Source organism: Ruminococcus sp. N15.MGS-57 (assembly GCF_000980385.1).
Lineage (GTDB): Bacteria > Bacillota > Clostridia > Oscillospirales > Ruminococcaceae > Hominimerdicola > Hominimerdicola aceti.
In genome coordinates this window covers 1-15,879 of sequence record NZ_LARF01000042.1, presented here as the reverse complement: position 1 = coordinate 15,879, position 15,879 = coordinate 1, and the positions used below count along the sequence as shown (strand labels likewise).

16 protein-coding genes are annotated in these 15,879 nt (G+C 44.1%); all 16 read left to right on the top strand.

All coding sequences use genetic code 11. The features are described 5' to 3' along the window. The first annotated feature begins 290 nt into the window (after positions 1–290). The 16 genes from glmS (at position 291) to spoVM (ending at position 15,804) form a co-directional block, all read left to right on the top strand. A complete protein-coding gene (glmS, locus tag WS40_RS08710) occupies positions 291–2,111 on the top strand; it encodes a glutamine--fructose-6-phosphate transaminase (isomerizing) (protein ID WP_046441711.1) in 1,821 nt (606 codons plus the stop codon). 53 nt (positions 2,112–2,164) lie between these two features. Beyond that, positions 2,165–2,812: an HAD family hydrolase gene (locus tag WS40_RS08705; protein WP_022287840.1), complete on the top strand. Its 648-nt coding sequence runs from the start codon at positions 2,165–2,167 to the stop codon at positions 2,810–2,812. 140 nt (positions 2,813–2,952) lie between these two features. Further along, positions 2,953–3,831, top strand: a complete 879-nt coding sequence (locus WS40_RS08700; protein WP_022287841.1) for a YicC/YloC family endoribonuclease — start codon at positions 2,953–2,955, stop codon at positions 3,829–3,831. A 14-nt stretch (positions 3,832–3,845) separates the two neighbouring features. Continuing rightward, positions 3,846–4,103: an extracellular matrix/biofilm regulator RemA gene (remA, locus tag WS40_RS08695; protein ID WP_046441710.1), complete on the top strand. Its 258-nt coding sequence runs from the start codon at positions 3,846–3,848 to the stop codon at positions 4,101–4,103. Then, positions 4,096–4,740, top strand: coding sequence for a guanylate kinase (gene gmk, locus WS40_RS08690; protein ID WP_022287843.1), 645 nt, complete (start codon positions 4,096–4,098; stop codon positions 4,738–4,740). Before remA ends, gmk begins: the two co-directional genes overlap by 8 nt. 19 nt (positions 4,741–4,759) lie before the next feature. Next, positions 4,760–4,939, top strand: a complete 180-nt coding sequence (locus tag WS40_RS08685; RefSeq protein ID WP_302414285.1) for a DNA-directed RNA polymerase subunit omega — start codon at positions 4,760–4,762, stop codon at positions 4,937–4,939. Between the two features lie 30 nt (positions 4,940–4,969). Further along, the gene (gene priA, locus WS40_RS08680; RefSeq protein WP_325208501.1) at positions 4,970–7,435 is read left to right on the top strand and encodes a primosomal protein N'; all 2,466 of its coding nucleotides are present in this window, start codon (positions 4,970–4,972) and stop codon (positions 7,433–7,435) included. 18 nt (positions 7,436–7,453) lie between these two features. Further along, complete coding sequence (gene def, locus WS40_RS08675; RefSeq protein WP_046441708.1) at positions 7,454–7,915, top strand: peptide deformylase; 462 nt, start codon at positions 7,454–7,456, stop codon at positions 7,913–7,915. Beyond that, a complete protein-coding gene (fmt, locus tag WS40_RS08670; protein WP_046441707.1) occupies positions 7,915–8,847 on the top strand; it encodes a methionyl-tRNA formyltransferase in 933 nt (310 codons plus the stop codon). Before def ends, fmt begins: the two co-directional genes overlap by 1 nt. A gap of 12 nt (positions 8,848–8,859) precedes the next feature. After that, positions 8,860–10,176, top strand: coding sequence for a 16S rRNA (cytosine(967)-C(5))-methyltransferase RsmB (gene rsmB / locus WS40_RS08665; RefSeq protein ID WP_046441706.1), 1,317 nt, complete (start codon positions 8,860–8,862; stop codon positions 10,174–10,176). A gap of 4 nt (positions 10,177–10,180) precedes the next feature. Next, positions 10,181–11,227, top strand: coding sequence for a 23S rRNA (adenine(2503)-C(2))-methyltransferase RlmN (gene rlmN, locus WS40_RS08660; protein ID WP_046441705.1), 1,047 nt, complete (start codon positions 10,181–10,183; stop codon positions 11,225–11,227). 18 nt (positions 11,228–11,245) lie between these two features. Then, on the top strand, positions 11,246–11,974 hold the full coding sequence (locus tag WS40_RS08655; protein ID WP_022287850.1) for a Stp1/IreP family PP2C-type Ser/Thr phosphatase: 729 nt from the start codon (positions 11,246–11,248) through the stop codon (positions 11,972–11,974). Between the two features lie 42 nt (positions 11,975–12,016). Then, positions 12,017–14,137, top strand: coding sequence for a Stk1 family PASTA domain-containing Ser/Thr kinase (gene pknB / locus WS40_RS08650; protein WP_051706481.1), 2,121 nt, complete (start codon positions 12,017–12,019; stop codon positions 14,135–14,137). A 3-nt stretch (positions 14,138–14,140) separates the two neighbouring features. Further along, complete coding sequence (gene rsgA / locus WS40_RS08645) at positions 14,141–15,025, top strand: ribosome small subunit-dependent GTPase A (protein WP_046441704.1); 885 nt, start codon at positions 14,141–14,143, stop codon at positions 15,023–15,025. Then, positions 15,018–15,677, top strand: coding sequence for a thiamine diphosphokinase (locus tag WS40_RS08640; protein WP_046441703.1), 660 nt, complete (start codon positions 15,018–15,020; stop codon positions 15,675–15,677). The genes rsgA and WS40_RS08640 overlap by 8 nt, the downstream gene beginning before the upstream one ends. A 43-nt stretch (positions 15,678–15,720) precedes the next feature. Further along, positions 15,721–15,804 carry a stage V sporulation protein SpoVM gene (gene spoVM / locus WS40_RS11750; protein WP_353735791.1) on the top strand — a complete coding sequence of 28 codons (84 nt, stop codon included), beginning with the start codon at positions 15,721–15,723 and terminating at the stop codon, positions 15,802–15,804. The last annotated feature ends 75 nt before the right edge of the window (positions 15,805–15,879 follow it).

Sequence of the window (15,879 nt, the reverse complement as noted above, 5' to 3'; positions counted from 1 at the left end):
AACTTCATATCTTGTGTTATACTATTCATGAGAGATAGGCTTCCTTTCTGATTTGTATTTGTGTGGTAACTTTATTTTATCAGATTTTTGCCTATCTCTCTTTTCTTTTTTCTTAATTTTGTCCAATATCTATTGTAGCACTACAAGTACTTTTCGCTAATTTTTGCATTTGCTATTGCTTTTTCATGCAAAATATGCTATGATATATTATATTTATGTGGATATGGTTTGGAAAAATATAAGAAATTTAATGATTTTTAACAAATGAGAATGAAAGGAGTTGCTTATACATGTGCGGAATAGTTGGCTATGTGGGAAAAAAGGATTGTACAAAGGTGCTGCTTGACTCACTGTCAAAGCTTGAATACAGAGGTTATGACTCAGCAGGAATAGCTGTTTTTGAGAACGATGCTATCAAGACAAAAAAGACAAAGGGCAGACTTGCTGACCTTGAAGAAAAGCTTAAAAGAGAGGGCTGGCTCAACGGTACTTGCGGTATAGGTCACACACGTTGGGCTACACACGGCGAGCCGTCTGATATAAATTCACACCCTCACGGAAATGCGAATATTTCTATCGTTCATAATGGTATCATTGAAAACTACAGAACTATCAAGGATTTTCTGCTGAAAAAGGGATATGTCTTTGAATCTCAGACAGATACAGAAACAGTTGCAAAGCTTCTTGATTATTATTATGATGGAGACCCTATGGCGACAATACAGAAGGTTCTTGCTGAGATAGAGGGTTCATATGCTCTTGGTATCATATTCAAGGATTTTCCAAGAAGAATATATGCAGTAAGAAAGGATTCTCCTCTTATCGTTGCAGTTGGCGAGGACGAAGCTTTTATAGCTTCTGATGTGCCTGCAATACTGAAATATACGAAGAATTACTATCTTCTTGACGAGAACGAGATAGCTGTCCTTGATGATGGCAAGGTGGAGTTTTTTGACGTTCACGGAATGCCAGTTGAGAAAGAGATGCTTGTTGCTGACTTTGATATGGAAGCCGCTGAGAAGGGCGGATATGCTCACTTTATGCTCAAAGAGATTCACGAACAGCCAACAGCCATAAAAACAACTATCACACCAAGAATAGTTGACGGTATGCCAAACCTTGAAGAGTGTGGTCTTACATATGACAGACTCAAGGGCTATAACAACATCTTCGTTGTTGCCTGCGGTACTGCTATGCACGCAGGTCTTGTGGGCAAGTATGTGCTTGAAAAGATCGGAAGAATACCTGTTACAGTGGATATGGCTTCTGAGTTCAGATACAGAGATCCTATCATTGCAAAGGGAGATCTTGTTATTCTTGTTTCACAGTCAGGAGAAACAGCCGACACTCTCGCAGCCCTTAGAATGGCTAAGGAGAGGGGTGCTGAAACACTTTCTATCGTAAACGTAAAAGGCTCGTCTATCGCAAGAGAGTCTGATATGGTGCTTTACACCCATGCAGGCCCTGAGATATCTGTAGCTTCCACAAAGGCATATATCGTTCAGCTTTCTGTATTCTATCTACTGAGCTTTGCTATAGCATACGCTCACGGAGCTATCTCAAAAGAGGAGTGCATGAGACTTACAGCAGAGCTTCAGAACGTTCCTAATATGCTTGAAGTTGTCCTTAAAACACCTGATAATTGTCAGTATGTTGCTTCACAGCTTGTAAACAAGGAAAATCTTCTTTATATCGGCAGAGGCCTTGACTATGCGCTTTCTATGGAAGGCTCACTGAAGCTTAAGGAGATATCATATATCCACTCTGAGTCATATGCCGCAGGCGAGCTTAAGCATGGCACTATCTCACTGGTAACAAACAATATGCCTGTTATCGCAGTTGCAACACAAAGAGAGCTTCTTGACAAGACAATAAGCAACGTCAAGGAGGTCAAGGCAAGAGGAGCATACGTTGTCCTTGTTACTCACGGATATATCAACGTTGACGATGAGGTGGCAGATTATAAGATCGGTCTGCCGACAATAGACGATCTGCTTATGCCTATGCTGACAGTGGTTCCTTTGCAGCTTATCGCTTACTATACCTCAGTTCTCAGAGGCAATGACGTTGATAAGCCGAGAAATCTTGCAAAATCAGTTACAGTTGAATAAAATACAGGGCAATCCGCAAAGGGTTGCCCTTGCTGTTTGAAAAGGAGTTTATTATGAGCAAATACAGATATTTTGTTTTCGATTTTGACCTTACTCTTGCAGACTCTTCCGAGGGTATTCTGGAGTGCTTTAAGCACGTTTTGAAAGAGTTTGGTTATCCGCCAAAGGACGACAGGACTATCTACAACACCATAGGTATGACCCTTGTTGACGCTTTCGACCTGCTGACAGATATGCCCGACAATCCTCAGCGTGAGGATATGCGCAAGGCGTATGTAAAAAAGGCAGACGAGGTAATGGTGAAGAAAACATATTTTTATGACGATACTATCGCAATTTTGCAGACCTTGCAGAACGCAGGGGTAAAAGTCGGCATAGTTTCTACGAAATATCGCTATAGGATAGTCAATACTTTCAATGAGCAGGCAGGCTCTTTGCCTGTGGATATCATAGTTGGCGGTGAGGACGTCACAAGGGCAAAGCCTGACCCGCAGGGACTTGACCTGATAATAGAGCGTTTCGGTGCGGATAAATCGGACGTGCTTTATATAGGCGACAGCTACATCGACGCTGAAACTGCACTCAATTCAGGGGTGGATTTTGCAGGAGTAACAACTGGCTCTACCACTAAAGAGGATTTTGAAAAATACCCTCATATCTATATCGGATCGTCACTGTTGGATATATTTCAGAATATATAAATTTTAAGTAAATATAATTTTAAATAAATGTGAAAAACTATTGCTATTTACGGAGCTTGATGTTATAATATAATTTGATGTACTATGTTAAGTACCAAGCGGATAACATAAATATTATTATATGAAAGGACGGGTATGCTATGATAAAAAGCATGACCGGTTTCGGCAGAGAGCATATCGTGGCAAACGGCAGAGAGATAATCGTTGAGATACGCTCTGTAAACCACAGATATTATGAATTTACTTCGAGAACTCCGAGAGCCTACGGCTATCTTGATGAAAAGCTGAAAGGCTTTCTTAAAAGCGGTATTTCCCGTGGTAAGGTAGAGGCGTCTGTTTCTATCTATAATCAGGAGGGCACTGACGCTGAGATAGAGCTTAACAAGGCTGTTGCAAAGGGCTATCTTGACGCACTGAGAGGTGCGGCTGACGAGCTTGACCTTGATGACGATATCACACTGTCACATATCATGAAGCTTCCTGATGTGTTCACAGTTGTGAAGAAAACAGATGATGAGGAAGTTATCTGGAACGAGGTCAAGGACGTGGCTCAGGTGGCGTTGGACAGATTTGTTCAGATGCGTGAAACTGAAGGCGTCAAGATGTATGACGATATCAGCGGCAGACTTGATTATATCGAGGAAACTGTGGGCAAGATAGAAGATCAGTCACCTAGCGTTACTGAAAGCTACAGAGAAAGACTTTATGCAAAGATAAAGGAAACTCTCGGCGATAAGGACATAGACGAGCAGAGGATACTTACAGAAGTGGCTATTTTCGCCGATAAGGTGGCAATAGACGAGGAAACAGTAAGGCTCAGAAGCCATATCTCACAGTTCAGAGGGCTTATCAAGTCGGACGAGCCTGTGGGAAGAAAGCTTGACTTCCTTGTGCAGGAGCTTAACCGTGAGGTGAATACTATCGGCTCAAAGGCTAACGATCTCACTATCACAAAAATGGTGGTGGATCTTAAGGCTGAGATCGAAAAGATCAGAGAGCAGATACAGAATATCGAATAACGGCGGTGTGAGATATGCAGCTTATTAATATCGGTTTTGGAAATATGGTGTCCCCCGCAAGGGTCATTGCCATAGTTTCCCCTGAGTCTGCGCCTATAAAGCGTATCATTCAGGAAGCTAAGGATAAGGGTACTCTTATAGACGCCACCTACGGCAGAAGAACAAGAGCGGTGCTTATTATGGACAGCGACCATGTGGTGCTGTCGGCAGTTGCACCTGAAACTGTAGGCGGACGTGCCGCTGTTGACGAGGAGGACGATGACAATGTATAAGAACAATGCAAAGCTGTTTGTTATATCAGCTCCCTCAGGCTGTGGCAAGGGAACTATACTTGCAGAGGTCTTTAAAAACAGAGATGTGTTCTATTCTATATCCTGCACTACAAGAAAGCCCAGAGAGGGCGAAAAGGACGGCGTTCATTATCATTTTATAAGCGATGACAGCTTTAAGAAAATGATAGACAGCGGTGAATTTCTTGAACACGCAGGCTATGTTGGTCATTATTACGGAACGCCAAAGAAGCCTGTTCTCGCTAATCTTGAGCAGGGCAGAGATGTTATACTTGAAATTGAAACTAACGGTGCGTTTCAGGTGAAGAAAGCCTTTCCTGAAGCTGTGCTGATGTTTATACTTCCACCATCTGTTAAGGAGATAGACAGACGGCTTAGAAAGCGTGGAACTGAGTCTGATGATGTTATTGCTGACCGTGTAAGTCAGGCTGCCGGTGAGATCGGCAAAGCCGGCGGTTATGATTATGTGATAATGAACGACGGACTAGAGGACGCTGTGGAAGATTTTGTTGCAGTTATGAACTCCGTGAAAGCCGAGGACGGCAAGGCGGATAAATTCAGATCAGAAAATGATGATACAAAGAAATTAATTGACGAGGTGCTTAATTATGATGCTTAGACCGGCCGTAAGCCAGATTTTGAAGAACAATGAAAGCTATTATTCTCTAGTTATTGCAGTTGCAAAGAGAGCAAGAGAGATCACGAGCGATGCTTTTGACAACAAGCTGGTGCTTGATGAAAAGCCAGTAAAGACAGCAGTTGACGAGCTTTATAATGGCGAATACAAAATAATCGAGGATCCAAGCCTCAGAAAATAATCGAGGCTTTTTATGGGGAGGTGTACGGCTGTGCGTGGAGTTTTTATCGTGGCAAAGGTTGCAATAAGCCGTGCATCATACAGCTTTGACGCACTGTATAGCTATAGTGTGCCGGAGGAGCTGGCTCAGAAAGTGAAAAGCGGAGTGCGTGTGCTTGTGCCTTTTGGCAGAGGAAACCGCAAAGCCGTAGGGTTTGTTGCGAGAACGTATACGGAAGCCGAGTATAACGATAAGCTGAAGCCTATTATTTCAGTGGTGGACGGGGAAAGCCTTGTTACCGAGGAAATGATGAGGATAATAATGTGGCTGAAAGAAAACACTTTCTGCACCTATTATGACGCTTATAAATCCGTTGTGCCTACAGGCTTTTCTTACACTTTTTCACAGCATTACAGCCTTGTCAATACCTACATTGACGAGGATACTTTAAATGAAGATGAGAAAAATGTGGTGGACTTTCTCCGATGTGCAAAAAGTCAGAGGGAGATAGACAGCTTTCTTGACGTGCATAATGACGCACGAAAGAAGAAAACTGTCGACTCTCTTGTGGATAAGGGCTACGTTGAGATCAGCGACGCTTTGAAAAGAAAAGTCGGTGATGAGAATGTCAGCATGGTAAGGCTTTCTGACGAGTATGTGTCAGGGGAGATACAGACCACTCTTACCCCGAAGCAGACCCTTGTGGTGAAGCTTCTTGAGGAGGGTGGCTGTGCCTCTGTGAAAGAGGTCTGCTATATGACCAACTGCACTTCAAGCATATTAAAAAGGCTTGCTGACAAGAAAGTTATCGTGCAGTATAAATATGAGGTCATGCGTGACGCCATAGGCGAGCTTGGCGAAAGGCAGGATCCTGACGATATCATATTAAATGATGAACAATCAGCGGCATATGAGGGCATAATGGGGCTTATAAAAGCCGAAAAGCCCGCAGGTGCGTTGCTTTACGGTGTTACGGGAAGCGGCAAGACCTCTGTGTTCATAAAGCTTATAAAAAGCGTTATGGATATGGGTAAAACAGCGGTCATGCTCGTGCCTGAAATATCCCTTACACCACAAATGCTCGGCAAATTCAAGTCACTTTTCGGTGATAAGATAGCCGTTATGCACTCGTCATTGTCATTGGGACAGCGTACTGACGAGTTCAAACGTGTAATGCGTGGGGAAGCAAGAATAGTTATAGGCACAAGAAGTGCAATATTTGCTCCTGTCACCAACGTGGGAATAATCATCATGGACGAGGAGGGCGAGCCGTCATATAAGTCGGACTCAACGCCTAGATACCATGCACGAGATGTTGCCATACAGCGGTGCGGATATAATAACTGCGTGCTGTTGATGGCGTCTGCAACGCCGTCTTTGGAGAGCTTTTATTATGCGAAAAAGGGCAGATATCACTTGTTTGAGCTTAAAAACAGATATTCAAAGTCGCCCCTGCCGGCAGTTGAGATAGTCGATATGCAGGAGGAAGCGGCAGAGGGTAATGACAGCTTGCTCAGCCGTGTTATGTGTGATAAGCTCACAGAAGTGCTTGCGAAAAAAGAGCAGGCTATCCTGCTTTTAAACAGGCGTGGCTATACAACGTATATCACTTGCATGGACTGCCGTCAGCCTGTGGCTTGCCCAAACTGCAATATACCCCTGACCTATCACAAGAAAAATGATCGGTATATGTGCCACTACTGCGGATATACCATGGATAATATAGAGCACTGTCCACAGTGCGGCTCACAGCGGCTCAAATCAAGCGGTGTGGGAACTCAGCGTGTGGAGGACGAGCTTGAAAGGCTTTTTCCGCAGGCAAGGCTTCTGCGAATGGACGCTGACACCACTTCTTCGAGATATTCCTATGAGGAGAATTTCAAGGCGTTTGAGAAAGGCGAGTATGATATAATGCTCGGCACTCAAATGATAGCAAAGGGACTAAATTTCCCGAACGTCACAATGGTGGGTGTCATATCCCTTGACAAGGCACTGTTCACAGGGGATTTTCGCAGCTATGAGAGAACATTCTCACTGCTCACTCAGGTGGCAGGAAGAAGCGGCAGAGGAGATAAACCAGGGGTCGCATACATTCAGACCTTTGTGCCTGACCATTATGTGCTGAACCTTGCGGCAGAACAAAATTATGATGAGTTTTATAAAGAGGAGATAGCACTGAGAAAGTCGCTGACATATCCGCCTTTTTGTGATATATGCGTCATAGGCTTTTCAGCGCCCCTTGAAAGCAAGATAATAGGCGCTTCACGCTGGGTGACTCAGCTTATAAAAGAGTATATCTCACAGCATAGGGTGAATTTCCCACTCAGAGCGTTAGGCCCTGCACCATGCACATTTGAAATGATAAATAATCGCTACAGATACAGACTTATCCTGAAAACACGCAATACTGCGGATTTTCGGGAGATGATAAAGCACGTTCTGGGCGAGTTCTATAAAAATAAAGATTATCAGACAGTTCGTATCTATGCCGACATAAACGGTGATATCGGGCTTTAAGAAAGGATAGTTAAATAAATGGCACTCAGAAAAATACTTAATAAGAGCGACGAGATTCTTCACAAGGTCTGCAAGCCTGTTATAGAATTTGACGACAAGCTTGGTCAGCTTCTTGACGATATGACAGAAACCCTAAAAAATGCCAACGGCGTTGGTCTTGCAGGTCCACAGGTGGCAAAACTGAGAAGAGTGGTCGTTATAATAATCGACGATAAGGTTTACGAGCTTATCAACCCTGAGATAACATGGCAGAGCGAGGAAAAGCAGAGAGTTCTGGAGGGCTGTCTTTCATGCCCGAACGAGTGGGGCTATGTTACAAGACCTATGAGAGTTAAGTTCAAGGCGCAGGACAGACACGGCAAGTGGTACGAAATGGAAGTATCAGAGCTGTTTGCACAGTGCGTTTGCCATGAGCTTGCACACCTTGAGGGTCATCTGTTTACTGAGATAGTTGAAGAATTTGTAGAGGTCGAGGACTAATGAAAATAATCTTCATGGGTACGCCTGATTTTGCCGTACCAACGCTGAAAAAGCTTTATGACAGCGGATATGAGGTGCAGGCTGTTTTCACTCAGCCTGATAAGCCAAAGGGCAGAGGCTATAAGCTTACTCCGCCCCCTGTAAAGGTGCTTGCGCAGGAGCATGACACAACTGTTTATCAGCCTCAGAGTCTGAAAAAAGACGGCGAGGAGTATGTTAAAATTATCAATGACCTTGCCCCTGATTGTATCGTGGTGGCGGCTTATGGCAAAATGCTCCCTAAGTCGGTGCTTGATATACCAAGGCTTGGCTGTGTGAACGTCCATGGCTCGCTGCTTCCTAAATATCGTGGAGCAGGTCCGATACAGTGGGCTGTGCTTAATGACGAAGCTGAAACTGGAATTACAACGATGCTTATGGGCGAGGGCATGGATACGGGAGATATCCTTGTGGAAAAGGCTACTCCTATTGGCGAGAACGAAACAGCCGCTGAGCTTTTTGAAAGACTTGCCGAAATGGGTGCAGAGGTGCTTGTTGATACCCTTGAAAAGCTCGATAAGGGCGAGATAACCCCTGTTAAGCAGGACGAGAGCCTTGCGACTTATGCACCAATGCTCTCAAAGGAGCTTTGCCCTATAGATTTCACAAAGCCAGTGAGAAAGATACACAAACAGATATGCGGTCTGTCTGATTGGCCATGCGCTACTACAGTGCTTGAGGGCAAAAGGCTGAAAGTATATAGATCTGAGATAGCTTCCACAAAGCCTTGCGGAAAGCCTGCGGGCACTGTGGTGGATAACAGCGACTTTTCCGTTGCCTGCTCAGACGGAGTCATAAGATTTACTCAGGTGCAGGCTGAGGGCTCAAAGAGAATGGATACCGCTGATTTTCTCAGAGGCAGACATATCGAGAACGGCACTGTGCTGGGATAATTCGGAGGAACTATGGGAAACGCCAGAAAAACGGTTTTAAGGCTGCTTACAAGGCTTGAAAACAGCGGCTCATATTCAAATATACTTCTTGACGAGGGTCTTGAAAGGTCAGACCTTTCACCTCAGGACAAGAAATTCGCCGCAGCACTTTTCTACGGCGTTTTGGAAAGACAGATAACTCTTGATAACATTATTCGGGAATATTCACGCAACCCTAAGAATAAGCTTGGTACTGAGGTCAGAGTTATACTGAGAATGGGTATTTATCAGCTTTTATATATGGACTCCGTTCCTGACAATGCGGCTGTGGACGAGTCTGTGAAGCTTGCAAAGAAAAACAGAAATCCTGCGGCAAGCGGCTTTGTGAACGCAATGCTAAGGGAGTTTATAAGAAACGACAAAAAGCTTCCAAAGGGCAGAAATGCCACGGAGGAGCTTTCTATAGAATACTCCGCACCTGTATGGCTGACGGAGAAGTGGACAAGGGAATATGGCAAGGACATCTGCCTTGAAATGCTGAAAACCTCTGTGGGACAGGCACCTGTCACCGCAAGAGTGAACACGGTCTTTCATTCTCTTGAAAGCACACTGGATATGCTCGCTGAGGAGGGCATTACCTTTGAAAGGCTGTCCGTACTGCCTGATTGCATAAGGATATGCGGTGCAGGGGCGGTGGAGCATACTAAGGCGTACAAAGAGGGCAGGATACACGTTCAGGATCTTTCGAGCCAGCTTTGCTGTGCGGCTCTTGATCCTAAGGAGAACGATACAGTTCTTGACCTTTGTGCCGCACCTGGTGGAAAGACCTTTACAATTGCCGAGCGTATGAACAACAAAGGCAGAGTGCTTGCTTTTGATCTGCATAGAAATCGTGCAGGGCTTATTGAAAGCGGGGCGAAAAGGCTTGGGCTTGACTGCATAAGCGCAGGTGTCAACAACGCAAAGGTCTATGACGAGAAAATGCCAAAGGCTGACAAAGTGCTTTGCGACGCACCTTGTTCCGGACTTGGCGTAATAAGAAGAAAACCTGAGATAAAGTATAAAGAACCCTCAGATTTCGACAGACTTCCTGAAATACAGTATGATATACTGAAAACGTCAGCGGAGTATGTAAAAGTCGGCGGAACGCTGGTGTATTCCACCTGCACGCTGTCAAGGGCGGAAAATGATGAGGTGGCAGACAGATTTTTGGCTGAACACCCTGATTTTGATCCTGTACAGCTAGGCGAGGCTTTCGGCAGCGACAGCGGTCTTTGCAGAATGTCTATCACACCTGCAAAATATAATTCAGACGGATTTTTTATTGCTAAGTTTATCAGGCTGAGGTGATCTTTTGGTAGCATTTGATGATAATGGAAAAATAGATATATTGGGGCTTCTGTCTGACGAGCTGGAAGCTGAGATACTAAAGCTTGGAGAAAAGAAGTTCCGTGCAGGGCAGATATTTGACTGGCTTCATGTAAAACGAGTGTCAAGTTTTGATGAAATGACTAATCTATCTGTACAATTAAGGAATCTGCTCAATGAAAAATTTTGTTTAAAATCACTATTTGTGTCAAAAAAGCTTGAATCTCATACCGATAATACTGTAAAATATCTATATGAGCTTGAGGACGGAAATCATGTGGAATCCGTAATAATGGAATACAATTACGGAAACACCATTTGCGTGTCAACTCAGGTGGGTTGCAAAATGGGCTGTCGTTTTTGTGCGTCAACTATTGCAGGCTTCAAGCGTGATCTGACTTCCTCGGAGATTCTGGGACAGATATACGCTTCTGAGCGTGACAGCGGAAGAAAGATATCAGGCGTGGTGCTTATGGGAATAGGCGAGCCTATGGATAACTTTGATAATGTGGTGAATTTCCTTGAAGTGCTGTCCTGTCCAAAGGGCTTTAATATGTCGCTAAGGCACGTTTCAGTGTCTACCTGCGGCATTGTGCCGAGGATATATGAGCTTGCAGAGAAAAAGCTTGGCATAACATTGTCTATCTCTTTGCACGCTTCCAATAATAAGAGCAGGAGCGAGATAATGCCTGTTAATGACAGGTATGATATCAACGAGCTTCTTGCCGCCTGCCGATACTATTTTAAGGTAACAGGCAGGAGAATTTCTTTTGAATATGCTTTGATAGACGGGCATAACGATTCTATGGAGGACGCAAGGGAGCTTGCGGAGCTTCTTGGCGGATTTGTCTGTCATGTGAATATAATCCCTGTTAATAAGATAAAGGAGCGTAATTATCATTCTGACAGAAAGTCAGCCAACAGATTCAGAGGATATCTGGAGAAGCTTGGGATAAACGCTACTGTGAGGCGGACCTTGGGTGCGGATATAGACGCTGCCTGCGGTCAGCTAAGACGAGAATATGAGATCTGATAAAAGGTGGTGAATCGCTTGTTTATAGCGTCTGATACAGACATCGGAAAAAAACGCAGTGAAAATCAGGACAGAGTGCATGCTGAATTTCTTGCTGACAATGTTGCCGTTGCGGTGGTCTGTGACGGTATGGGCGGAGCGTCATCAGGCGGAGTTGCCAGTCAGCTTGCCATTGACGCAGTAGTAAAACGTATCAAGGAAAATTTCCGAAAAGATATGAAACCAAATTCCATAAGAAATCTTATGCTCACTTCAGTGCATTATGCGAATACGATCGTGTATGGCAAGAGCAAGGAGGATATTGACAAAAACGGCATGGGTACTACCTGCGTTGCGGCATTGGTGGTGGACAAGACCGTCTATATGGTGAGCGTGGGCGACAGCCGTGGATATCTTCTTACCAAGGACGGTATAGCTCAGATAACCACTGACCATACTTATGTGGAAATGCTTTATAGGTCGGGTCAGATAACCAAAGAAGAAGCGAAAAATCATCATATGAGAAACGTTATCACAAAGGCTGTGGGCGTTGAATCAGATGTTGAGGTCGATTATTTCGAGCTTGAAGAAAATGATAATTTTGCGGTGCTGCTTTGCTCTGACGGTCTGACCAATTATTGCACAGACAATATGATATATGAAACTGTGTTTGGCAATAATCTTGACGAGGCTATAAAACAGCTTATTGCTTTCGCAAACGAATGCGGCGGTAAAGATAATATTACTGCTGCGGTAATAGCAAATTAATGGAATGACAATAAAACATGAATAATATAGGAGTTGAATTAAATGGATTCTAATATCGGCAAAAAGCTAGACGGCAGATATGAGATAACCGAGCTTATCGGCGTGGGCGGAATGGCTGACGTTTATAAGGCAGTTGACGTTATGGAAAACCGTACTGTTGCGGTAAAGATACTTAAGCCTGAGTTTTCACAGAACGAGGAATTTCTCAGACGCTTCAGAAACGAGAGCAAGGCTATCGCTGTACTTTCTCACCCTAATATCGTAAAGATATATGACGTGGGATTTTCTGACGAGATACAGTTTATCGTTATGGAGTATATCGACGGCATCACCCTTAAAGAGTTTATCGAGCAGCAGGGCGTGCTTAGGTGGAAAGACGCTTTGCACTTTGTAACTCAGATACTCCGTGCTTTGCAGCACGCTCATGATAAGGGTATCGTTCACAGAGATATCAAACCACAGAACATAATGCTTTTCCCTGACGGAACTATCAAGGTCATGGACTTTGGTATCGCAAGATTTTCAAGGATTGACGGAAAGACACTTTCTGACAAGACTATCGGTTCAGTTCACTATATCTCACCTGAGCAGGCAAGGGGCGATATGACAGATGAAAGATCTGACATATACTCTGTAGGCGTTATGCTCTATGAGATGCTCACAGGCAGAAAGCCTTTTGACGGTGAAAATCCTGTGGCTATCGCTCTCAAGCATATGCAGGAGGATCCGGTTCCGCCAAGAGAGATCATGCCTTCTATCCCAGAGGCTCTTGAAGAAATAGTTATGCACGCTATGGAGAGAGATCCTGCAAGACGTTATCAGTCAGCAGCAGAGATGATAAAGGATATAGACACATTCAAGCTCAATCCATCTGTTGTTTTCGGATATAAGAACAGCCCTGTTCCTATCCCTGTGGCTGATAACAATAACAAATATTTTGACGATGAGCATAGTGAGAACTATGACGACGATGAAGAATATGAGGACGATGACGAAGAAAACGATGACGAGGAAGAAGAGGAAGAAAAGAAGCGTTCTTACGTTGTTCCAATACTCCTTGCTGTTACAGTTGCAGTAGTTATCATTGCAGCGTTCGTTATCGTAGGAGTTGTATTCAAGTCATTCAGCGGTTCAAACGGTATGCACACAGGCACAGTTACACTGCCAAACTTTGTGGGCAAGAATATCGTTCAGGTTGAGCAGGATTATAAGGATAAGCTTAAATTTGATATTACCGAAGAGTATAATGACCAGTATGATGAGGGAATAATCACATTCCAGGGTCAGGCAGCAGGAAAGTCTGTTAAGGAAGGCTTCACGGTTACACTTACTGTAAGTAAGGGCAAAAAAATGGCAACTATCCCTGACATGGTGAAGAAAGACGGCACTGTGGCTGAAAGCGAGCTTAAGGCTGCAGGATTTATGGTCGTTAAGAGAGATATATGGTCTGAGGATATAGCTTCAGGTCTTGTTGTTAAAACACAGCCGGCAGCAGGCGAGCAGTATGCCGTAGGTGCGACTGTTGCTTTGTTTGTAAGTAAGGGTCCTGTTGAAACAAGAGTCAAAGTACCAAGCGTTGTAGGTCTTACAGAAGAAAAGGCAGTTGCAATGCTCAAGGAGAACAAGCTCAAGGCTGAGGTCAAGGAGATCGAGCATGAGGGCGATAAGGGCAAGGTCATCGAGCAGGATACAGATGAAGGCACATATGTTGAGCGTGACACAACGGTTACTATTTACGTTTCGACCGGAGAAACTTCACCTGTTGAGGTAACATTCTCACTGCCACTCCCAAGTGGTATCCACGGCTCATATTCTATAGACATCTACAATAACGGCAACGTTGCATATACACAGAAGATCGGTAGTGGAGAATCTGTTGCAGGCGGTTCTGTAAATGTAACTGTAAAGGGCAAGAAGACAGAAACTCTGACTATCTTCATCACAAATGACGAAAATCAGCAGAAGTGCCGTTATGCAGTATATGACATAGATTATGATAAGCAGACAGCTACTCTTAGCGGAAGCCTGAATGAAAGCGGTCTGATCGACATTACTCCGACAACGACCACAACTACTACAACTACGACCACAACAACTACTACAACTACCACTACTGAAGCACCTGCACCGGAGCCTCAGGAGCCAGACGAGCAGGGTCAGTAGTTCATGAATGGAATAATCGTTAAAGCTATCGGAGGCATCTACTATGTAGAAGCCTCCGACGGCATTTATGAATGTAAGGCAAGAGGAGTATTCAGAAGAAAGAACATTTCTCCTGTAGGTGGCGACAGAGTTGAATTTTCATTGGAGGACGACGGAAGCGGAGTTATCGAGAAGATAGAGGAAAGACGCTCATTGCTTATAAGACCGCCTCTTGCAAATCTTGATATGCTTGTGTTCGTTTCGTCTACCTGCGAACCAAGACCTAATCTGCTGTTGCTTGATAAGTTTATTGCAATAGCTGTCTTCAAAAAAATAGAGCCTGTGGTAGTCTTTACAAAGATAGACAAGGAAAGCTGTGATGAGCTTGTGGACATATACAAGGGTGCAGGGATAAAGACCTTTCAGGTAGACAATACCACCGGCGAGGGCAGTGAAGCTGTTAAGGCTGTGCTGGAGGGCAAGCTGTCGGCATTTACAGGAAACACGGGCGTTGGCAAATCGTCACTGCTCAATAATATGTTCCCTGCATTGGGGCTTGCCACCAACGAGATAAGCAAAAAGCTTGGCAGAGGAAAGCACACCACACGCCATGTAGAGCTTTACAAGCTGGAGGGCGGTGGCTATATTGCCGATACCCCTGGCTTTTCGTCATTTGATACCAACAGATATGATATTATTTTCAAGGACAAGCTTGCAGGTTGTTTTCCTGAGTTTCAGAAATACGAGGGCAAGTGCAGATTTCCTGATTGCAGCCACACAAAGGAAAAGGGCTGTGCGGTCATAGAGGCGGTAAAAAATGGCGAGATCGCAAAGTCAAGGCATGAAAGTTATGTAGAAATGTACGAGCAGGCAAAGCAGCTTAAGGAGTGGGAATACAAAAATGACTAAGAAATGCACTATCTTTTCAGGCGGTGAAGCGGTGTCGGCTCAGTGTGTGGCAGAATATAAGCCTTTTATTGACGATTCTCTTGTGATATCCGCTGACAAGGGCTATAAGCTTGCACAGGCAGTGGGCGTAAAGTCGGACATTATTATGGGCGACTTTGATTCCGCTGAAAAACCTGTTTTTGATAATATCGAGATCTTCCCCTCAGAAAAGGACGATACCGACCTTATGCTTGCCATAAAGGAGGGCTTTGAGTCGGGTTGTGATGATTTTCTCATATTCGGTGCAACAGGTGGACGAGTAGACCACTTACTTGGAAATATCCAATCTCTGGGATATATTTTATCTTGTGGCGGTGAGGGAATGATAGCCGCAGATAGGGAGATAATTCGGCTTTATTGTGCAGGCAGTTACAGGATATATGACCGTGAGGGCTTTTCGTTCTCACTGGTGGCATATACCGATAAGGTAGAGGGTCTGACCATAAAGGGTGCGAAATATGAGGTAGAGGACTGTCTGCTGACCAATGCTTTCCCACTTGGCATATCAAACGTGGTGAAAGGCTTTGATGGGCAGGATAGAAAATACGCTGAGATATCATTCAAAAGTGGCTATCTGCTGTCAGTACAGTCAAAAATGGTAACCGATTTTTGATTTTTGAATAATATAAACTATAACTATTCGGGAGGTAATACTTATGAAAGTTGTAGTTGTAAAAAGTCCAAAGGTCATATCGGGTTTAATGAGGCTTATTTTCAAGATCAAAAAGGAAAAAGAATAGGATAACTGGCGGTACTCGTTTGATATAATCCCCTTAGAGTAGACACATGAAATAATAAAATGGTGTAACTCTAAA